Source organism: Xanthomonas euvesicatoria (genome assembly GCF_013112235.1).
Lineage (GTDB): Bacteria > Pseudomonadota > Gammaproteobacteria > Xanthomonadales > Xanthomonadaceae > Xanthomonas > Xanthomonas euvesicatoria.
The window spans coordinates 3,046,445-3,066,982 of sequence record NZ_JABFFS010000001.1; the positions used below are offsets into that span (position 1 = coordinate 3,046,445).

Consider the following 20,538-nt stretch of genomic DNA (forward strand, 5'->3'; position numbering starts at 1 on the left):
GGAGCAGTCGATGGCCATGGCCGATGTCTGCCTGCAAGGCGCACGTGCGATCACCCAGGCCGGTCCGTCGCGTGCCGCAGTGACGATCCGCGCGGGGCGCTTCGGCGGCACGCTGGGCACCGGCACCGTGCGCATGGATCTGCAAGGGCATGTGCTGGCGCCGGGCCTGATCAATGCGCACGAACATCTGCAGGTCAACTGCGTGCCGCCGCTGCCGCAGGCCGCGCCGTTTCGCAACAGCTACGCGTGGATCCAGGCATTTCAGGCGCATTTCCAGCATCCGGACGTGGCCGCCGCACTGCGTGTGCCCAAGGCAGTGCGGTTGCGCCATGGCGGTTTGAAGAACCTGTTGGCCGGCGTCACGTGCGTAGCCCAGCACGACCCATGGCACGCCACGCTGGACGAAGCGAATTTCCCGGTGAGCCTGCTGCGCGACTTCGGCTGGAGCTACGCATTGGGGTGGACAGGCTACGGCCCGCCCGTACAAAGCAGCTTTGCCGCGACCCTGCCAGCGCATCCCTGGATGATCCATCTGGCCGAAGGCACCGATGCGGTGGCGCGTGCCGAGCTCGACGAACTCGACCGGCTCGGCTGCCTGGCCGCCAACACGGTGTTGATCCACGGCGTGGGCATGGGTGAGCAGGATGTCGAGCGCGTGATCGCGCGTGGCGCAGCCGTGGTGTGGTGTCCGTCCAGCAATCAGGCGCTGCTCGGCCGCACGCTCGATCCGTGGCGCTTGTGCATGGCCGGCCGGCTGGCGCTGGGCAACGATTCGCGCATCAGCGGCGCGCGCGACCTGCTGGAAGAACTGCAGATCGCCAGCCGGAGCGGACTGGCACCGGACCAACTGCTTGGCATGGTCACCAGTGATTGTGCGCGTATCCTGCGCATGGCAACGCGTGGGCGGATCGCGCCTGGAGCCACTGCAGATGTGTTGATCGTGCGTGACCGCGGCGGCGAACCTGCCAGCAGCATCATCGGTTGCACGCGCAGCGACTTGCGTGCGGTGATTCGCGATGGCAAGCCGCGCATCGCCGATCCGGATTTTGCGCCGTGGTTCGGCGCGGCCGGCATCCGGACCGTGCCGGTGTTGCTGGACGGACGGCCCAAATTGCTCGATGCCACGCTGGCCGACCCCGCGGTGCTGGCGCTCGAACCCGGTCTTCAGCGTTTAACGCAGGAGCAGCCGGCGCAGGCCGCCGCGCAGGTTACCCATGCGCCGGTTGCCAATGGAGCGCTTTCGTGAGCGCAGTGCCGGTGCTCGAGCCCGCTGCTGCCTACGCACTGTGGGCGCAGGCGTATCCACCGCACGCGCACAACCCGGTGATGCTGGCCGAAGAGCGCGCCATGCTCGCACTGATGCCATCCAGCCTGCAGGGCCAGCACGTGCTGGACGCCGGCTGTGGCAGCGGCCGCTACATGCTGCACGCACTGCACCGTGGGGCCCGGCAAGTGACCGGTGTCGACCTGTCGCCGCAGATGCTGCACCGTGCCGGTACCGAGCTCGCACAGGACTGGCCGGCCGCACGCATCGTTCTGCAACAAGGCAGCCTGGATCATCTGCCGTTGCCCGATACGGTGGCCGACCTGAGCGTGTGCGGTCTGGTGGTGGGGCACCTGCAACAGCTATGGCCGGCGCTGGAAGAACTGCATCGCGTCACCCGCGTCGGCGGCATCGTGCTGTGCAGCGACGTCCACCCGATCGGCCACGCGCTGGGCTGGCGGCGCGACTTCAAGGCCGATGGGCAGCACTACGCGGTCCGCCACACCCCGCATCTCTATAGCCACTGGCATTCGGCGTGCACCGCACTCGGGTTCGTGATCGAAGCCGTGTCCGAGCCGATGCTGGATCCCGCGGATATCCCGGCCGGGGCGCGTTTCGACCAGATGGCGTTGCAGGTGCCGGTTGCGCTGGTGCTACGGCTGCGACGGGTCGCGTGAGCAAGATCCTGTACACCGCAGTGGCGGCCTGTGCGTGGGTTACTGCCCGTCAGTGGCACACAGCGGTCGCAGCGGTCGCAGCGGCACGCGGCAGCGACGTTGCATCGATCGCCATCCAGGCGCTGCCGGCCCTATGAGCCTGCACGTCGCACAGCTGAACCTGGTTCCCACGCCCGATGGCCTGAATGTGGAGCAGGTGTTCGCGCAATGGCCGACGTTGGCAGATATCGCCGAAGCTGTCGCCAGTGCTGGCGTGCAGGTGTCGGTGATCCAGGCCTCCGCCTTGAACACCAGGTTGCGCCGCCAGGGCGTGGATTACCGCTTCGTCGATCTGCACCAGCGTGGCAGCGCAGTCCGCGCCCGTACGCTAGCCGCATTGCTGCACGAGATCGATGCCGATGTGCTGCATGTACATGGTCTGGAATTCGCCGGCGACGCGCGGCGTCTGGCGCGCCTGCTGCCGCGGCTGCCGATCCTGCTGCAGGATCATGCCAACCGGCCACCACGCTGGTGGGCCAGGCGCCTGTGGCGCGCACGCTACGCGGCCGCAGCCGGCATCGCATTCACCTCGCTGGAGCTGGCGCGGCCGTTCGTGCGTGCGCGCCTGTTTCGCCGCAGCGCGCAGCTGTATGCCATCCCCGAATCCAGCAGCCGCTTCACCCCGGGCGACCGATCGCAGGCACGCGAGCAGATGCGGGTGCACGGTGACCCTTGTGTGGTGTGGATCGGCCATTTCAGTCCAGCCAAGGACCCGCTCTGTGTGCTCGATGCAGTGGCCCTGGCTGCGCGTGCGTTGCCCGGTCTGCGGTTGTGGTGCGTGTTCGACCAGGCGCCACTGATGGCGCAGGTGCAGCAGCGCCTGCGCGCCGACCCACAGCTGGCCAGATGCGTCCACTTGCTCGGCAAGGTCGAGCACGCACACGTGCAGGAGCTGCTGCGTGCGGCGGATTTATTTGTTTCTGCCAGCCATGCAGAAAGTTGCGGTTATGCTGCACTGGAAGCCTACGCCTGCGGTTGCCTGCCGCTGCTGACGGCCATTGCGTCGTTTCGTGCGCTCAGCGATGACGGCGCAGTGGGCGAGTTGTGGCCGGTCGGCGATGCATCGGCATTGTCGGAACTGTTGCTGCGCGTCAGTCGGCAACGCCCCTCGCGTGCACAGGTGCGTGCCCATTTCGACGCGCGCCTGTCGTTTGCCGCAGTGGGCCGGCGCTGGGCGCAGGCTTATACGCACTTGCGCGCGACCACGCCGGAGCGCACCGCATGAAGCTGGCCTTGGTGGTGCCAGGTGGTGTGGATCGGAGCGGGGAAGTCCGCGTGATCCCGGTGTTCCTGACCTTGATCGAGTGGCTGGCACGCAACCATGACGTGCACGTGTTCGTGCTGCATCAAGAGCCGCAGCCGGGCATCTGGCGCCTGCGCGGTGCCACGGTGCACAACATCGGCGCGCGTCGGACGCGGCTGCGCGCAATTGCCGCCATCTGCGACGAGCACCGGCGCGAACCGTTCGCTGTGATTCAGGCGATTTTTTCCGGCTATTGCAGCTTGATCGCGGTCACTGCCGCCAAGCTGCTACGCCGTCCCAGCATGGTGCATATCGCCGGCGGCGAGTTGGTGGCCTTGCATCGCATCGATTACGGCGGCCGCCGCAGATGGCGAGGGCGTCTGCGCGAGGCGGTGATCCTGCGGCTTGCCGACCAGGTAACGGCTGCCAGCGCGCCCATCATCGCTTCGCTGCAGGCACTGGGCATTGCTGCGCAACGCGTACCGCTGGGCGTGGATCTGCGCGCCTGGCCGCCGGCAGCGCCGCGCGCCCGTACCGGGCCGACCGCGCGCCTGCTGCATGTGGCAAGCCTCAATCCGGTCAAGGATCAGGCCACCTTGTTGCAGGCAATGGCCGCACTCAAGCGCGCCGGCGTTGCCTTCACCCTGGACATAGTGGGCGTCGACACATTGGGCGGTGCCATGCAGCGCCTGGTGCAGCAGCTCGGCTTGCAGCAACAGGTGCGTTTTCTCGGCTTCAAGACCCAGCGCGAGTTGCGCCCGATCATGCTGTCGGCCGATCTGCTGGTGCTGTCCTCGCTGCACGAAGCCGGGCCGCTGGTGCTGCTGGAAGCTGCCGTTGCAGGGGTTCCTACGGTGGGAACTGCGGTGGGGCATCTGGTCGAGTGGGCTCCTGTCTGCGCATTGGCGGTGCCGCCGGGCGACTGGGCCGGAATGGCAGAGGCCATCCGCCAGGTGCTCGGCGATGACGAACTGCGCTTGCGCCTTGCCTGGGCGGCGCAGTGCCGCGCCGTCCGCGAAGATGCGGCATTGACCACGCGCCTGTTCGAGCAGTTGTATCGCCAGCTGTGCGAGCAGCGGCCGCTGCCTGAAGTGCGTTGATGTGCGCGGCAAGGCAGGGCGCTATCGTCGGTGATCTCGTGCGCTCGTGCCTTGAGCGAGGAAAACTCCTTAGCAGCTGACAAAACGACTGTGCAGCCGCCACGCGGGTGCCACCGGTGCTCGGAATCGGTATGTGCCACATGTACGCTGCGGTTCTGAGCGCGCCGTCCGCGCCCACCTGACGGCTGCTCGCTACGTTTTGTTAGCCGCGCTTAGCGCAGCCTCACGCCGGCTGCAGATAGCCATCCAGCGCCGCACGCACCACGTACAACATGTCCGTGCGCGGCACGGGTCTGGTCAGGCGCGTCACCAGGCGGCGCGCCTGGGTTTGGCGCACCCATGGCTGATCCTGCAGCCATAACTGGGTCTGCAGCATGTCCGCGCGCTCCTTGCGGCTTTCTGCCGAAGGCACCACACGGCTGTGCAGATACTGCCGCGCTTCGCCCAACGAGCGCGACCATTCGATGCCAGGCAGCGCCGATAACCACAGGTTCGAGCACGATGCGGCGGTGAGCGTTTGCCGGGCTGCTCGCATGCGCAGCAGCGCAGGACAGTCAGCATGCAGGCGCGCCATCACCGCGGCCGGCACCACAGCGCGGTAATAGCGCTGCAGCAACAGCAGTGGCGGCAACGCCCACCATGGCGGCATGGCGCTGTCTTCCCACAATTGCTCCCAATCGCGCGGGCCCATGCGCGTTGCCAGCAAGGCAAGATCATGCAGATGCATCAGGCGAATGGTGCGGTGGCAGATGCCGCCTGCCGCATGCAGCAGCAAGTGACACATCAATGCGCCGATCGATGGATAGGGATTCAAGCCCGGTTGCGGCCGCTCCGGCCGGATTCGGTCAGTAATCTCCACGCTGCTCACCGGCAAACGTTCCTGGATGCGCGTGTGCAGCTCGATATTGATCGGCGCATCGCGGTGTTCGCCTAGCCCGGCCACTGCCTCGCCGTGCTGCGGCTTGAATACCTGGTGCTTCCACTGCTCGAAAGAAGCGACGTAGCCCAGTTCGCACAACAACGCCGCCGCTGCAGGCGCGTCGTCGGGTTCCACCAGCAGATCGATATCGGCCATCGGGCGGTCGCCAGGCAGATACACACCCAGTCGATGCAAAGCGGTTCCTTTCAATCCCACCAGCGCGACGCCCACGCTGCGGGCAGCGGTATCGATACGAGTCAGCAGCAGCGCGATGCGCCGATGGCGGTCTTCGACATGGCTGCGCTGTTCGCTCAGGAAGGCATTCCATTCGGCGTCCTGCCACAACGAGCGGCGCTGCAACAGCGGCGAAACGCCGTGCGCGGCCGCTGCCGCTGCCGCCAGCTGCCACTGCAGCCGGTCCCATTGCGGCAGTGCATCGCCTGGCTGGGCCAGCTCCAGAGCCAGCCGTTCGGTCGCCGTGTGCAGGCGGTGCTTGATGGTGCGAAGGGAAGGCTGCATGCGCGTGGTCCGGTCAGGCAAGGTGTCGATAGAAAAGTGTGGAAACGATCGCGCGCTAGCCCACCAGGACGGTGCTCAGGTGGCGTGGCTGACGCGCAGCACTGGGGGGCATCGGCTCGCTGCGGTGCCGGGCCTCACTGGCGATCAAGGCAGACCAGCGTGCTTCCAGTTGCTCCGACGCCTGCGCGAACGCATCGGCCGTGATCGTGGCACGCGCCTGTTGCAGATCGACCTGCCTGTGCAGCAGATCGCGGACACTGCGATAGAACTCGGAGTCGTACGCGCCACGGAACATCATCGCCAGGTCGTCGCTATCCTGCCAGTGCGTCTTGCTGCCCAGCTGATTCTTCACTTCTTCGTAGAACTTGGTGCCGGGCAGGGGATACGACACGCTGACTCCGATGATGTCCGGATTGGCCTGCGTCACCAATGCGCGCGTGGCCAGGATGTCGTCGAGTTCCTCGCCCAGATAGCCCAGCTGGATGAAGAAACCCACGCGGATGCCCTGCGTGCCCAGGCGCTCACGTGCGGCGATGACCTCGCCGACCTGGGTGCCCTTGGTCATCTTGTCGAGAATGCGCTGGCTGCCGCTTTCCGCACCGATCCAGGCCTCCACGCAGCCGGCGCGCGCCAGCGCTGCGGCCATGCGTTCGCTGGCAAGGTCGGCACGGGTCTGGATGGTGAAGGGAACCGCGCCGTCGGCATCGCTCAATTGCTGCGCAAAGGTCTCCACCCAATCGATATGGAAGCCGAAGATGTCGTCGGCCATCCAGATATGGTCCGGCCGAAAGGCGCGTTTGAGATGGATCATCTCTGCGGCCACCTCTTCGGCGCCGCGCCGCTTGTAGTGATTGCCCCAGATCGGCTTGGCGCACCAGTTGCAACGGAACGGGCAACCGCGCGAGGCGGCCATGTTCAAGCTGAAATGGCCATGCCGTTGTTGCCAGAAGCGCCGGTAGCGCGGCATATCCACCAGGTCCCATGCCGGCAGGCCGCTCAGCCGTGCGTCCGGTGGTTGCGCGCCGGGATGCACGCGCACTGCCGCAGGCTGGCTGGTGGCGATCTGCGCAACTCCCTCTAGCCAGTGGTCGGTGGTGATATCCGGCTTCGCTTCGATGCGCTCCAGCAACGAGATCAACGGGGCGATGCCTTCGCCGATCAACACCGCATGCGCGCCTGCGGCCAGGAACGCATCCGGGTTGTCGGACGCATCCGAGCCGGCCACCAGCACGCGGCAGCCGGCGGCACGGGCCTGCGCGATCATGCGGCAGGCGGCCTCGCGCATCCGGCTCAGGCACATCTTGGTGAGGAAGTTGAAGTTGTCTTCGTAGAAAACCACCAGATCCGGCTGCGCAGCGCGCAGTGCGGCGGTGTAGTCCTCCACATCGTCGGCCAGCATTGCATCGAACAGGCTCACCGCATGCCCACGCTCGCGCAGCAGCGCTGCAATCTGCAACGTCGCCAATGGCGGATACGGCTTGCCGCGCTCCCATTGCTTGGGGTCGTAACGCAGGAAATACGAATGACTGACCTGGATCTTTACCATCGGCACAAGGCTCTCGTTCTCTCGCCAGGCGGGCGCAGCAGCGGCGTGCGCAGACACCGGCATTCGGCTCGGCAGTAGGTGCGGATGCAGGCCGCTTTGGTTGCGTCGCGTTGCGTGCGGGCAAGGCTGCGGCGAGGCAACCTTTCTGTAGGAAAGCGGCACCCATCGGCTGATTCAGTGCATCGGATGAAGGCATGCCGCAGTCGGCTGCATGGGCGCAACACACGCCGCTGAACGATGGCTCCGCCGCCATCGCAGCAGGGGCCGCAGTAGCGGCAGATCCGTTCGGCGAGCATCGCCCGCGGCGCTTGGGCGTGCGCCGGCAGATTCTCGGCGCGCTGTTTCATTTCCACAGCGATAGCCAGGCACTGCTGGCGCTGGTCGATGCCGCCTACGCGGGTTTGCCCGCGCATCGGCTGCCGGGCGCTCCGGAATTTCATGTCACATTGGACCTGCTGCCGCGTGCGCCGGGCCGCACCGATGCCGAGCCGCCGCCTGTGCGCACGCACGCCAGCGGCGGCCTGCTGTGCGGCGTCATGGATGCGTGCAATTATCTGATGCTCTCGGTGCCACAGCGCCGCGCGATGCTGGTGGTGTCCGAGGACATGCTTGCCCACGCGTATCACGTGCGTTACGAACTGATCGAATTCGCCGTATTCCTGCTGGCTGCGCGTGGCATTGGGCTGGTGCCGCTGCATGGCGCTTGTGTAGGTCGACGCGGACGCAGCGTGTTGCTGCTTGGCGCCAGCGGTGCGGGGAAATCGACCTTGGCCTTGCATAGCCTGTTGCATGGCCTGGACTTTGTCGCCGAAGACGGTGTCTTTGTGGCGCCCGATAGCCTGCTCACCACCGGTGTGGCCAATTTCCTGCATCTGCGTGCCGAAGCGCTGGGCCTGGTCGACGCGCCCACGCGCGCATGGATCAGCGCATCGCCGGTGATCCGGCGTCGCAGCGGCGTGGAAAAATTCGAGGTCGATCTTCGCCATCGCCACGCGCATCTCGCGCCCAAGCCGATGCGGTTGCATGCGGTCGTGATGGTGTCCAGGTCGCCGGCCATCGCATCGGCACAGCGCCTGGTCGCGGTGCCTGGCGAGCAAGTCGCCGCCTGCCTGGCCCACGATCAACCGTACGCCGCCGGTCAGCCCGGCTGGCAGCGCTTCGTCGAACAGGTGCGGCGCATCGGCATGTTCACCTTGCACCGTGGCACGCATCCGCAGGCATCGGTGGATGCGCTGCTGCAGCTGTTGCAATGAGTGGCCGTATGCAAGCGTCCTGGAACGCCACCGGTCCGCAGACCCGCATCGCGCACTGGCGCCTGCATGTTGCGCACGAATGAGCCGCTGGCGATGACCGCCATCCGGCGCATGCGCGTTGCATTGCACCAGTTCGCGAGCACGCTGGTGCCTGCAGACATGCCGATGATTGCGCTTTACGTCGCGTTGTCGCTGGCTGCCGCGTTGGCCGGCAGCGTGGTGGCGGTGTGCCTGCTGCCGCTGGTGCAGCCAGGCCACAGCGTGCAACTGGTGGGCTATCGCCTGGCCTTGCCGGGCGGGCTGGCGATGCAGGCGTGCCTGTTCATTGCGGTGAGCCTGCTGTTTGCCGTGTTGCGCTGGCAGAGCGCGCGACTGGCCGCGCAGTTGACCAGCCGCTATGCCATCGGTTTGCGCGCGCGCGTGCATGCGGCATTGATCGATGCGCCGTTGCCGACCCTGTCCGGGGCCAGCTCGGCAGAAATCGCCAACGTGCTCACGTACAACATCGAGATCGCCACGCAAGGCTTCGGCGCCGTGCTGCAGCTGCTGGTCGCGGCCATCACTGCGCTGGTGAGCGTGTGCATCGCAGTGCTGATTGCACCTGTGCTGTTGATCACCACCCCACTGCTGGCGGTGCTGGCAGGGTTGGGTTTGCGCTTCTCCAGCAGTCGCGCACAGGCACGCCTCAGTCGCGCGTATGTGGCCGACATGACGCAGCTCTTCTGGCTCAGCGAAGATTTTCCGCGTCGCTTGCGCCACGTACGCTCGTTTCAGCGCGAAGGCCTCGAAACCCGCCATTACGAGCGCATTTCGGCGCGACTGGGGCACGGGTATGCGCAACAGCAAGCACTGGTTGCCGGCAGCCGCCTGCTGCTGGAACTTGCCGCGGTAGTCGCCATCGCCGGCATCCTGGTGCTGGCCAATCGCTGGCAGGGGGGCGAGCGTGCTGCGCTGATCACCGTCAGTCTATTGCTCGGCCGTCTGCTGCCGTACCTGGTCACCACGCGGCAGAGCCTTCAGCAGTTGCGTTCGGCGTGGCCGGCGCTGCAGCTGTGGCGCCGCTATGTCGACCTGGACGCTGCGCGGGTACACGTTCCGGAGCAAATGGCCGAACCACTCACGGCTGCGCTGCATATCGAACACATCGGGCTGGCGCCGCCACTGCCCCAATGCGCGATCGAATCGATATTGCTGGTACCAGGCCAGATGACCCTGGTGGTCGGTGCCTCCGGCGTGGGCAAGAGCAGTCTGATGGATGTGCTCTCCGGGCAGACGCCGCCGGCGCAGTTCGTGGCGCACATGGGCGGACGACGGCTGACATTCTCGGCATATCGACATCTGGTGCGACACAGCGCCTACATCGGCCAGGGCGTGCGGCCGTGGCAGCGCACGGTGCGCGACTGCCTGCAGTGGGTGCTGCCCGCAGCGTCCGACGCATGCATGTGGGAGGTGCTGGCCGATGTGGGCCTATGTTCGCGGCTGCAGCGCGATGCGCAAGGCCTGGACACGCCGATCAACGCGCAGGACGGGCGCCTCTCGGGCGGCGAATCGCAACGCCTGTTGCTGGCGCAGGTGCTGCTGCGTCGGCCGACCCTGGCCGTGTTGGACGAAGCAACCAGCGCGCTGGACGCCGATGCCGAACATCAGGTGCTGAGCACCTTGCGCGCGCGTTTGCCGGATACCGTGCTGGTGGTGGTTTCGCATCGCACCAGCTTGGCCGCCGTGGCCGATCGCACGGTGAACTTGGATGGTGCGCCTGTTCGGCGGGTGCATATCAGTTCGTCGGAAATTGCCACGCCGTACGATGTGCGCTAGGCCGGTCACACGCTGGCGGGTCGGTGGCTTTGCAAGTCGCTGACAGTACATAGCGCGCAATCATCGGGCTCGCTCGAAGACACGCAGGCACCGGATGGGCCGGTCACGCGGCGCACCGGCTGCGCACGCCAGGTGTGCGTCTGGTCACTGGGCCAGCCGTTTTATCCCGCAATCTCTTCCAGCGCCCGATTGCGCGTGCGCGGCCCGAACGCGGCAATCACGCTCGCCACGATCGACATGCTGAGCGCGATGAAGGCCAGCACCCCGTGGCTGCCAACCTGCGTCAGCAACCAGCCGATCAGCACGCTGCTCACCGCCGTGGAGAGGCGACTGAAGGAATAGCAGAAGCCCACTGCACGTGCACGCAAGCCGGTCGGGAACAGCTCCGCCTGATAGCCGTGATAGGCAAAGCTCATCCAGGCGTTGCAGAACGCGACCATCGCCCCGCACAGCACCATGCCGACTGCCTGATGCTGCAACGCGAACAGCCCACCGAACAGAACAGCGCCCAGCGCCGATGCGGTGATCTGCCATTTGTTTTCCCAGCGCTGTGCAAAACGCAGCAACAGCAATGGCGCCAGCGGGTAGGCCAAGGAGATCGCAAACGAGTACGCCAGGCTTTTGGTCACCCCGGCCCCGGTGCCCTGCGCCGAGATCAGCGCAGGCAACCAGTTGCCGAAACCGAAGAAGCCGATCGCCTGAAACACATGGAAGACCACCAACATCCCGATGCGCCCGCGATACGGCGCACGCCACAGCAGTGCGCTGGGCATTACACCGGCCGGCGCGGGTGTGGCCGCCTGCGGCGCGGGCAGTGGCGCACCCACATCGCGCGTGCAGCGCGCTTCCAGTTCGGTCACCACTGCATCGGCTTCTGCGTGCCGGCCGTGTGCGGCCAGCCAGCGCGCCGATTCCGGCAAGCGGCTGCGCAGCCACCAGATCGCCAGCGCAAACGCACCGCTGAGCAACACCACCCAACGCCAGCCGCTCACGCCCAGCGGCGCAGACGGTACCAACATCCACGCGGTCAGCGCGACCGTCGGAACCGCCAGAAATTGCACGAAAAAGGCAAATGCGAACGCCGCGCTGCGCATGTGCCGCGGTACCAGTTCGGACAGATACGTATCGATGGTGACCAGTTCGATTCCCAACCCGATGCCGACCACACAGCGCAGCACGATCACACCGCTGGCCGTGCTCTGCAGGCCCATCGCCACGGTCGCAGCGGTGTACCAGATCAAGGCGAAGGTAAACACCGGGCGACGCCCGAACCGGTCGGCAAACGGGCTCAATAGCGCGGCACCGACAAACAACCCAAGGAAGGTGGCCGCCGCGAATGCCGCTTGGTCGGACATGCCGAACGCGCCATCGGCGCCGCTGGCAAAAATGCCGTCGCCAATCAGCCCGGGGCTGATGTAGGCGGTCTGGAACAGGTCATACAACTCGAAGAACCCGCCCAGCGCCAGCAACCCCACCAGCCGCCACAGTGTTGCGCTGGCGGGCAACCGGTCGATCCGGGCGGCGATCTGCGCGGAAGGCGAGGGCTGTTCGGGGGGCGCTAAAACACTCGGAGACATGGGCAGGCAGGCAGATAGGGCAGTCTCATCATAGCCAGCGTCCAGATGCCGCAGCGGGCACGCTTCGTCGCGCGGTCAACGCGTTCGTCTGTGGCAAGAGGGCACTGGGCATCCAAGGTGCGCGCAGCCGACCAGGCAACAGCACTCTTCCTCACAATCGCGCCCGCACCGCCCTTGTCAGCAGCAAGCTCAACAACGCCGCTGTCGCGAGTGGAACCAAGCACGTGCACCTCATGCGTTGTCCGACTGCTGGAATGCTGTAATCCCTCACGGCACCCAACAGGCCGCTGGCAATGCCGCCGGGCCAGCCCCATCTCTGGCATATCACTCTTTCCGGAGTCATTCGATGACCCCCATTTCCGTGCTCGATCTGGCGCCGGTCTGCGAAGGCAGCGACACCACCCACGCTTTCGCCAACATGCTCGATCTGGCCCAGCACGCCGAGCGTTGGGGCTATCAGCGCTACTGGCTGGCCGAACACCACAACATGCCAGGCATCGCCAGCGCCGCCACCGCCGTGCTGATCGGTCACGTCGCCGGCGGCACCAAGACCATCCGCGTGGGTGCCGGCGGCATCATGTTGCCCAACCACGCGCCGCTGCAGGTGGCCGAACAATTCGGCACGCTGGCCTCGTTGTATCCGCAGCGTATCGACCTGGGCCTGGGCCGTGCGCCGGGCACCGATCAGCCCACCGCACGCGCCTTGCGCCGCTATTTCGACAGCGCCGATCACTTTCCGCAGGACGTGGCCGAACTGATGCGCTATTTCGCGCCGGCGGTGCCGGGGCAGCTGGTGCAGGCCGTGCCCGGCGCCGGGCTGGAGGTGCCGGTGTGGCTGCTGGGGTCGAGTCTGTTCAGCGCACGCCTTGCCGCCGCGATGGGGTTGTCGTTCGCGTTCGCCTCGCATTTCGCCCCCGACGCGATGGACGACGCGGTGGCGATCTATCGCCGCGAATTCCGCCCGTCCGCACAGCTGGCCAAGCCACACGTGATGCTGGCCCTGAATGTGGTGGCGGCCGAGACGCAGGCGCAGGCACGCCGTCTGTTCACCACTCAGCAGCAGAGCTTCGTCAATCTGCGCCGCGGCAAGCCGGGCAAGATCCCGCCGCCCATCGACGATATCGACAGCTTCTGGCAGCCGCATGAACGTGCCGGGGTGGAGCGTGCACTGGCCTGCACGGTACTCGGCGATGCCGAGCAGATTGCGCGCGGCGTGGCAGAGTTCATCGAGCGTCACACGCCCGACGAGCTGTTGTTCACCGCCAACATCTACGACCACGCCGCGCGTCTGCGTTCCTTCGAAATTGCCGCGGCCGCGTGCCGCGAGCTGGACGTGACCTTGGCGTGATTCACGTCGCTTTGCGCGGCGATCGGCTGTGATGCGTGCACATCCATTGGGAAGACCAGCATGCAACTTCAGCAACGCAGCGAGAGCATTAAGCAGTTGGCCGAGTTGATCCGCGGGGTGGACATCGCGATGTTCACCACCGTCTCGGCCGACGGCAAACTGGTGAGCCGGCCGCTGGGCACGCAGGAAGTCGAGTTCGATGGCGACCTGTGGTTCGCCACCGCCGCCGACAGCCCGAAAGTGGCGGAAATCGCCGCTGATCCGCGCGTCAACGTGGCCTATGCGTCGGCCTCGAAGAACACGTATGTCTCGGTAGCCGGCACCGCACGCGTGGTCCACGACCGCGCCAAGATCGAAGAGCTGTGGTCGCCGGCAATGAAGGTGTTCTTCCCCGGCGGCAAGGACGACCCGAACCTGCGCTTGATCCATGTGCGCGCCGAATCGGCCGAATACTGGGACGGCCCCAGCGGGCTGCTCGGCAAGGCGCTGTATTTCGTGATGACGGCGGTCACCGACGATACCGGCAGCCTGTCGGACAACCGCGTGGTCGATCTGAAATAACTGCGTCGCAAGCGACGCGCCGGACGCGCTGCGCTCAGCGCCAGGCGTCCGGCCACCAATCGCGAATCAGATCCACCAGCTGGTCGGAGGTGACCCCGAACACGGCCACCGAGATCAGCGCAGCTGCCCAGCCCACCAGCATCAGCGCACCGTCGCGCTCGAGCAGGGCCAGCGCGAACAGCAGCAGGATCAGGCCGAAGATGTAGTTGGTGAAGGGGATCGGCAGCGTCAGCAGGATGCCGACCAGCACCAGGAGCAAGCCGGTGAGGAGCTGCGCCGGCATCCGGTCCAGCATGCCATGCAACCGCGGTTTGAGCAGGCGATCCAGGCGTTGCAGCGTCGGTCCCAGTTTGGCCACGAAGCGCTGGCTGGTCCGACGGCGCGGCCCGCGTTCGCCGATGAAGCGCGGTACCCACGGCTTGCGCAGGCAGCACATCATCTGCAGCCCGATCAGGATGGTCAACGGTCCACTGATGCCACCGGCAACGCCGGGAATCGGAATGAACGAGGGCAGGATCGCAAGAAACAGAAACACGCCGAAGGCGCTTTGCTGCAGGTCGGCCAAGATCTCTCGAACGCGCAACACCTGGTCCGGATCACCTTCGCTGAAGGCTGCCAGCAGGCTGCGGATGCCTTCGTTGCGGTAGCGCATCTGCTGGCTGGCATCATCGTGCGGCGCACCGCCGTCACCCGACGATGTCATCGCTGTCCTCGTCGCCCACCCGGCTCAGCAGCAACTTGTCCACGCGCGCACCGTCCAGGTCGACGATCTCGATGCGCCAGCCGGCCCAATCGAAGAACTCGCCGGCCTGCGGAATGCGCCCGAAATAGTAAATGCACAAGCCCGCAAGCGTGTGGTAATCGCCCTCGTCGGCGTCGGGCAGTTCGGCACCGAGTACTTCGCGCAATTCTTCCACCGGCAGCGAACCGTCGATCAACAGCGAGCCGTCCGCGCGCGTGACCACCAGCGCGTCCTCGTCGGTATTTTCCACCGCCTGCAGGCGGCCGACCACTGCGCCCATCAGGTCGCTGATGGTCACCAATCCGCGGATTTCGCCGTATTCGTCCACCACCAGCGCCATCGACTGCTGTTCTTCGCGAAAGATTTCCAGCAGCTTCATCGCGTGCGTGGATTCGGACACGAACAAGGTGTCGCGCAGCGCCTGGAACAGGTGCGCGCCGTGGCCGTCCATGCGCGTGACCAGCGATTTGACTTCCAGCACCCCAGCAATGTCCTGGTCGCTGCCGCGGTACACCGGGTAGCGCGAAAATTCGTGCTCGCGCATGACCTGCAGATTGCGTTCCGGCTCGGCGTTGGCGTCCAGCCAGGCGATGCGGTTGCGCGGGGTCATCAGGCTGTCGGCGGTACGATCGCCCAGCCGCATCACGCGATTCATCATGTCGCGCTCGTGCGCGTCGATCACCCCGGCCTCGTGGCTTTCGGCCACCAGCATGCGGATCTCTTCTTCGGTCACCGAGGCCGACTCGTCCTTGCCCATGCCCAGCATGCGCAGGACCAGGCGGGTGGAGCGCGCCAGCACCCACACCCCGGGCGCGGCGATCTTGGCCAGCCAGGCCATCGGCACCGCGACAACGCCTGCGATGTCTTCGGAATTGCGCAGTGCCAGCCGCTTGGGCACCAGCTCGCCGAAGATCAGCGTCAGGAAGGTGATCAGCGCCACCGCCAGGGTGCTGCCGATCACCACCGAATACGGGCGCGGCTTGCCGACCAGTTCGAACGTGCCCGCCAAGGCCGGGAACACACCCTGCAGCCAGCTGGCGATGGCTTCGCCGATCGCCTCGCCGCCGAACACGCCGGTCAGGATGCCGATCAGGGTGATGCCGATCTGAACCGTGGACAGGAAGTTTTCGGGGCTTTCGGCCAGGGCCAGGGCCCGCGCGGCGCGCTTGCTGGAGCCGGCCATCTGCTTCAGGCGGCTCTTGCGCGAGGTCATCAACGACATCTCCGACATGGCGAAGAAGCCGTTCAGCACGATCAGGGCGATGACGATCAAAAACTCAACCACGGGCGTCTTCCCCGGTTAGTGAAGGGGAGGGCGGGGGAGCACTGGGGCTACCGGCGGGCGCACAGGCCGGGCGGCAACACGGGGGGATAGGGTCGTCTTCCATAGGGTGCGCCCGAAGGCGCGGGGGCATGGTAGCAAACCACAGGGTGGTTCGAGCCGGGAAATGTCGATGTGAAGGCCGCTCCCGGCGCGAGATACCCAGAGAGGTCATGGAACGGTCATAATTCGCGTCTGGCGCCGTCTCTCCCTCGACGGCAGGAAGTTGTCCACCCATGTTCTCGTTGCAGACCATCTTCGGTTCCGGCAAGCAGTTCTATGCGCTTCTGAACGAAGCGGCGCAGGCCGCCTACGACAGCACCAGGGCGTTGCACGCCATGATGCGCGAGTCCGACCGCCAACCGGCGCTGGACGCCTTCAAGCTGGCCCGCCTGCGCGAACGCGCCGCCTCCGACAAGATCGGCCAGGCGCTGGTGGATAGCTTCATGACCCCGATCGAACGCGAAGACATCGAGGCGTTGGGCTCGGCGTTGTACAAGATTCCCAAGCAGGTCGAGAAATTCGCCGACCGCTACTCGCTGGCGACCAAGCACCTGGAACACATCGACTTCGCTCCGCGCGCCGCGATGCTGGAGCAGGCCGCCGCGGTGGTGGTGGAGATGGTGGCCGACCTGCCGCACATGAACATCGACCGCATGACCGCGCTCAATGACAAGCTGCGCATGCTCGAAAACGAAGCCGACCGGCTGATGCTGGAGCTGTATCGCGACATCTATTCCGGCCGGCTGGACACGTTGCAGATGTTCCTGCTCAAGGAGTTCTTCGAGATTCTGGAAAAGGCCATCGACCGCTGCCGCGAGGCCGGTGTGGTGGTCTACCAGATCGTGCTGAAGAACAGCTGAGGTCGCCGCGTGCTTACCTTAGTTCTGGTGGTGATCCTGGCCGCGTTGGTGTTCGAGTTCATCAACGGCTTCCACGACACCGCCAACTCCATCGCCACCGTGGTCGCCACCAAGGTGCTCTCGCCCGGTTGGGCGGTGATGCTGGCCGCCGGCATGAACCTGATCGGCGCGCTGACCGGCACCGCCGTGGCGTTGACGATTGCTTCCGGCCTGCTCAACACCAACGTGGTCGACGTCACTCCGCAGGTGATCCTGTGCGCCCTGCTGGGCGGCATCATCTGGAACCTGATCACCTGGTGGAAGGGCCTGCCGTCGTCGTCTTCGCATGCCTTGATCGGTGGCCTGTGCGGCGCCGGCCTGGCCGCGGCGCACAACAACTGGGACGCGCTGATCTGGTCGGAAAACATCGGCAACTGGGCCAAGAACAAGGGCCTGTTGTGGAAGGTGTTCGTCCCGATGATCACCTCGCCGATCGCCGGTTTCGTGCTCGGCATCGTGGTGATGGTGCTGCTGTGGGCGATCATCGCCGGCATGTCCAAACTCGGCGGCCCGATCGGGCGGCTGGCGCGCCCGCGCTGGGTCAATGCGTTCTTCGGCAAGGCGCAGATCGCCTCGGCCGCGTACATGGGCTACGCGCACGGCCACAACGACGCGCAGAAGACCATGGGCATCATCGCCATGACCCTGATCGGCGCGCAGTCGGCCGGTGCGCTGGACGATTTGCCGAGCTGGTTGTCGTTCCTGCATCCGGGCACCGGCCTTGCCGCCGGCGCCGGTATCCCGATGTGGATCGTGCTGACCTGCGCGGTGGTGATGGCCGCAGGGACGGCGTCGGGCGGCTGGAAGATCATCAAGACGCTCGGCCACAAGATGGTCAAGCTGCATCCTATCCACGGCTTTGCCGCAGAAACCAGCTCGGCGACGGTGCTCACCGTGGCGGCGCATTTCGGCATGCCGGTATCCACCACGCACAGCATTTCCACCGCCATCATGGGGGTGGGTTTTGCCAAGAACCCGCGTTCGCTGCGGCTGGGGGTGATCGAGCGCATCGTCTGGGCCTGGATTCTCACCATCCCGGCCGCTGGCGGCGTGGCGTATCTGATCCTGACGCTGTTCGAGCTGTTCGGCTGGACCTGAGCGATGCCGCGGTGCGCTCACGCACCGTCGGCAGACTGCGCCGCCGTTGCCGTATCGACCTGTTTGCGGCAGGTTGCCCGCATGCCATGAGTGAGACCCTTTCCCGATGATGCTTGCCCTGGTGTGCGTGTTGTTCGGGTTTGCCTGGTTGATCGACCGCCGCGGATTGCGGCGGTTCTCCCGCGTGCTGGGCCTGGCCAGCTTACTGCTGGTGTTCGCGGTGGGCTGCGGTCCGTTGCCCTCCTGGATGCTGCAACACCTGCAACGCACCGGGGTCAACGATTTCAACGCGTGGGGCGCGCGCAACGTCATCGTGCTGCTGGGTGCCGGCACCGTGCGCCCGGAAGGCCGCGATGCGGTGGCCGAAGCCAATCTGTTCGCCTACGGCCGCATCGTCGAATCGGCACGGCTGTACTGGCAATGCCGGCACAGCGGGGGCGATTGCAAGATCGAGATCAGCGGCGGCGATGCACGCGGCCTGGGCCTGTCCGAAGCGGTGGTCTACCAGCGTGTCTTGCTGGGCCTGGGCATTCCGCGGGCAGATCTGATCATGGAGCCGTCGAGCATGAACACCTGGCAGAACGCGCAGTTCAGCCAGCCCTTGCTGCGCGCCTACCGGCCCGATCGCATTGCGCTGGTGTCCTCGGCCACGCATCTGCGTCGCGCCGAATTGTATTTTCGCCATTTCGGCATCGATGCCACACCGGTGCGCGCCGATTGGCTGACCGCCACCTGGTCGATCCTGCCGCAGAGCTACAACTTCACGCTGGCCGATGTGGCCCTGCACGAATACCTGGGCATTGCGCGCTATCAGGTCTACCAGTGGTTGGGGTGGAACGTGAAGGCTAGCGAGCCTGGTGCGTTGTGATTGGGGAGCCGGGATTTGGGATTGGGGATTGGTAACAGCTGGTGCGCTGCTAGATCTGCTTGGCTGATGTACTTGCGACGGTGCTTGCCAGTTCCAGATTGACGATGGCAACGCAGATGCGCGGCACTCGGAAACGATGGTGCTGCCCGACGGCTTGGTCGCCGGCCGCGTGTGCGGCCGGCGCTGGCTGCGCTCAGCGCGTTTCGTACATCGCCTTGACGTCGTCACGGAACGCGGCCTGGCTGTCGGGGCGGTTGTAGAACATGTGGCCGCCGGGATATTCGCGTACCTGCACGCGTTTGCTGTCGCTGCCCATGGCCGGCATCTGGTCCACCGTCAGGACCGAACCCATGAACGGGCAGGAGAGGTCGTTCCAGCCGTGCGCGATCAACACGCGCAGCTTCGGATCGATCGCCACCGACTGACGCAGCTGGGTCACTGCGCCTTTGCGAAGCTCGTCGTTCCAGTCCCAGAGCTTGTTCACGTCGTAGTTGAGCGCGCGATACTGCGCATCGATCTTCCAGCCGACCACGCGGGTGACGAAGTCCACCATTGCGGTGGTGGTGGGCGCAATGATGCTGTCCAGCAGCGGGTCGTTGGCGCGTTGTTCGGCATCGTTGGGAAACGGGTCGAAGGCGGTCACGTTGGAGTCGTAACGGCTGCCCAATTCGCCCTTGTCACGAAACACTTCGCGCAGATAGGCCTGGGTTTCCAGGCGTCCGCCGGAGCGCCGCACATATGCCGGGTCCAGCCCGGTCATGCGGGTGACCTGCTGCAGCATCGCTTCGGTGGCCTGCGGGTCGGTGCGTCCTTTCATCAGCGCCACCGCGTAATCGCCGCGGGTGTAGTCGATCACCTGGCGCATCGCGCTGTCGCTGAGCTGGCCCTGGCGCTCCAGGTGCGCAGCAGCGATCGAGGGAAGCGTCAGCATCCATGCCAGGGGCGACACATCGCCGTTGTCGTCCAGGGTCGGGTTGAGATACGGCGACACCAGCACCACGCCGTTCATCGCCACGCCCAGCTGCGTCTGCAGGTAATGGGTAATGCGCGGGCCGCGGAAGCCGCCATAGCTTTCGCCGACCAGATATTTGCGCGCCTGCAGGCGGCGGTTCTTGAGCAGCCAGTCGTAGATCACCCGCGAGAGATATTCCACATCCGCCTGCGGGTTGTAGAACTGCTTCTTGGCATCGTCGTCGCCGATCAGCGCGCGGCTGAAGCCGGTGCCCACCGGGTCGATGAAGACCAGGTCGGTGAAGTCCAGCCACGTGCCCGGGTTGTCGCGCAGTGTGGCCGGTGCCGACGCACTGTCGCCTTCGGCGCCGAAACCGACGATCTTCGGCCCGATCGCGCCCATGTTGAGATACACCGATGCGGCGCCCGGCCCACCGTTCAAGGCGAAGGTCACCGGGCGGTCCTTGCCATCGACGGTATAGGCGGTGAATACCACTTCCCCCGTGGTCTTGCCTTGCGCATCGCGCACCGGCAACGTGCCGACCGTGGCGGTATAGCTCAGGTTGCGGCCAGCCACGCGTGTGCTCTGGCGCACGCTGGCGTCGGCCGGCAATGGCGCCTGTTTGGCGGCAGCGGCAGCGGCATCGGGTTTGGCATCGCTTTTATCGGTTTTGTCTGGCGCTTCGGCCAGCGCTGTCCCGCTGAACAGCACGCAGGCCAGCAGGCCGGCACGGAGAAAGAAGGGCATGAGCATCGACGTGATTGCAGGGAAGCGCCGATGATAGGCTGCTGCAG

Annotated in this window: 17 protein-coding genes and 1 other RNA gene; 12 read left to right on the forward strand and 6 right to left on the reverse strand. The window is 65.9% G+C overall.

The genetic code is table 11. The annotated features are described in order from the left end of the window. Positions 1–10: 10 nt before the first annotated feature. The 5 genes from HLH45_RS13250 to HLH45_RS13270 all read left to right on the forward strand — a co-directional run bounded on the left by HLH45_RS13250 (position 11) and on the right by HLH45_RS13270 (position 4,531). The gene (locus HLH45_RS13250) at positions 11–1,246 is read left to right on the forward strand and encodes an amidohydrolase family protein (RefSeq protein WP_033478921.1); all 1,236 of its coding nucleotides are present in this window, start codon (positions 11–13) and stop codon (positions 1,244–1,246) included. Beyond that, on the forward strand, positions 1,243–1,941 hold the full coding sequence (locus tag HLH45_RS13255) for a class I SAM-dependent methyltransferase (RefSeq protein ID WP_008574978.1): 699 nt from the start codon (positions 1,243–1,245) through the stop codon (positions 1,939–1,941). The genes HLH45_RS13250 and HLH45_RS13255 overlap by 4 nt, the downstream gene beginning before the upstream one ends. 133 nt (positions 1,942–2,074) lie before the next feature. After that, positions 2,075–3,205 carry a glycosyltransferase family 4 protein gene (locus tag HLH45_RS13260; RefSeq protein WP_008574981.1) on the forward strand — a complete coding sequence of 377 codons (1,131 nt, stop codon included), beginning with the start codon at positions 2,075–2,077 and terminating at the stop codon, positions 3,203–3,205. Then, a complete protein-coding gene (locus tag HLH45_RS13265) occupies positions 3,202–4,323 on the forward strand; it encodes a glycosyltransferase family 4 protein (protein ID WP_008574982.1) in 1,122 nt (373 codons plus the stop codon). The genes HLH45_RS13260 and HLH45_RS13265 overlap by 4 nt, the downstream gene beginning before the upstream one ends. Positions 4,324–4,454: 131 nt before the next feature. Next, positions 4,455–4,531: non-coding RNA, sX9 sRNA (locus tag HLH45_RS13270), on the forward strand. A gap of 15 nt (positions 4,532–4,546) precedes the next feature. Here HLH45_RS13270 and HLH45_RS13275 read toward each other — a convergent pair. Continuing rightward, complete coding sequence (locus tag HLH45_RS13275; protein ID WP_008574984.1) at positions 4,547–5,761, reverse strand: nucleotidyltransferase family protein; 1,215 nt, start codon at positions 5,759–5,761, stop codon at positions 4,547–4,549. Between the two features lie 55 nt (positions 5,762–5,816). Next, positions 5,817–7,370 (reverse strand): B12-binding domain-containing radical SAM protein, encoded by a 1,554-nt coding sequence (locus tag HLH45_RS13280; RefSeq protein ID WP_008574985.1) that lies wholly within the window; start codon positions 7,368–7,370, stop codon positions 5,817–5,819. A gap of 131 nt (positions 7,371–7,501) precedes the next feature. Between HLH45_RS13280 and HLH45_RS13285 the strand changes: the two genes are divergently transcribed. Next, on the forward strand, positions 7,502–8,560 hold the full coding sequence (locus tag HLH45_RS13285) for a phosphoenolpyruvate carboxykinase (ATP) (RefSeq protein ID WP_008574986.1): 1,059 nt from the start codon (positions 7,502–7,504) through the stop codon (positions 8,558–8,560). Between the two features lie 93 nt (positions 8,561–8,653). Next, positions 8,654–10,375: an ATP-binding cassette domain-containing protein gene (locus HLH45_RS13290; protein ID WP_033478916.1), complete on the forward strand. Its 1,722-nt coding sequence runs from the start codon at positions 8,654–8,656 to the stop codon at positions 10,373–10,375. 161 nt (positions 10,376–10,536) lie between these two features. On the opposite strand, the gene HLH45_RS13295 is transcribed toward HLH45_RS13290, so the two are convergent. Further along, entirely contained in the window at positions 10,537–11,952 is a 1,416-nt protein-coding gene (locus HLH45_RS13295; RefSeq protein ID WP_014089966.1) for an MFS transporter, read from the reverse strand. A gap of 346 nt (positions 11,953–12,298) precedes the next feature. On the opposite strand from HLH45_RS13295, the gene HLH45_RS13300 reads away from it, so the two are divergent. Both HLH45_RS13300 and HLH45_RS13305 read left to right on the forward strand, forming a co-directional pair. After that, complete coding sequence (locus HLH45_RS13300; protein WP_008574989.1) at positions 12,299–13,300, forward strand: LLM class flavin-dependent oxidoreductase; 1,002 nt, start codon at positions 12,299–12,301, stop codon at positions 13,298–13,300. A gap of 60 nt (positions 13,301–13,360) precedes the next feature. Further along, positions 13,361–13,861 (forward strand): pyridoxamine 5'-phosphate oxidase family protein, encoded by a 501-nt coding sequence (locus HLH45_RS13305; RefSeq protein WP_046931967.1) that lies wholly within the window; start codon positions 13,361–13,363, stop codon positions 13,859–13,861. Between the two features lie 34 nt (positions 13,862–13,895). Here the strand turns inward: HLH45_RS13305 and HLH45_RS13310 are convergent, their stop codons facing one another. After that, positions 13,896–14,564: an exopolysaccharide biosynthesis protein gene (locus HLH45_RS13310; RefSeq protein WP_008571219.1), complete on the reverse strand. Its 669-nt coding sequence runs from the start codon at positions 14,562–14,564 to the stop codon at positions 13,896–13,898. Then, positions 14,548–15,888 carry a hemolysin family protein gene (locus tag HLH45_RS13315; protein ID WP_008571220.1) on the reverse strand — a complete coding sequence of 447 codons (1,341 nt, stop codon included), beginning with the start codon at positions 15,886–15,888 and terminating at the stop codon, positions 14,548–14,550. The genes HLH45_RS13310 and HLH45_RS13315 overlap by 17 nt, the downstream gene beginning before the upstream one ends. Positions 15,889–16,160: 272 nt before the next feature. On the opposite strand from HLH45_RS13315, the gene HLH45_RS13320 reads away from it, so the two are divergent. The 3 genes from HLH45_RS13320 (at position 16,161) to HLH45_RS13330 (ending at position 18,792) form a co-directional block, all read left to right on the forward strand. After that, positions 16,161–16,787 carry a DUF47 domain-containing protein gene (locus HLH45_RS13320; RefSeq protein ID WP_008571222.1) on the forward strand — a complete coding sequence of 209 codons (627 nt, stop codon included), beginning with the start codon at positions 16,161–16,163 and terminating at the stop codon, positions 16,785–16,787. Positions 16,788–16,796: 9 nt separating this feature from the next. Further along, positions 16,797–17,924 (forward strand): inorganic phosphate transporter, encoded by a 1,128-nt coding sequence (locus HLH45_RS13325; RefSeq protein WP_008571223.1) that lies wholly within the window; start codon positions 16,797–16,799, stop codon positions 17,922–17,924. A 106-nt stretch (positions 17,925–18,030) separates the two neighbouring features. After that, on the forward strand, positions 18,031–18,792 hold the full coding sequence (locus HLH45_RS13330) for a YdcF family protein (RefSeq protein ID WP_008571224.1): 762 nt from the start codon (positions 18,031–18,033) through the stop codon (positions 18,790–18,792). Positions 18,793–18,985: 193 nt separating this feature from the next. Here the strand turns inward: HLH45_RS13330 and HLH45_RS13335 are convergent, their stop codons facing one another. Then, entirely contained in the window at positions 18,986–20,491 is a 1,506-nt protein-coding gene (locus HLH45_RS13335) for a S10 family peptidase (RefSeq protein ID WP_014089971.1), read from the reverse strand. Positions 20,492–20,538: the final 47 nt, after the last annotated feature.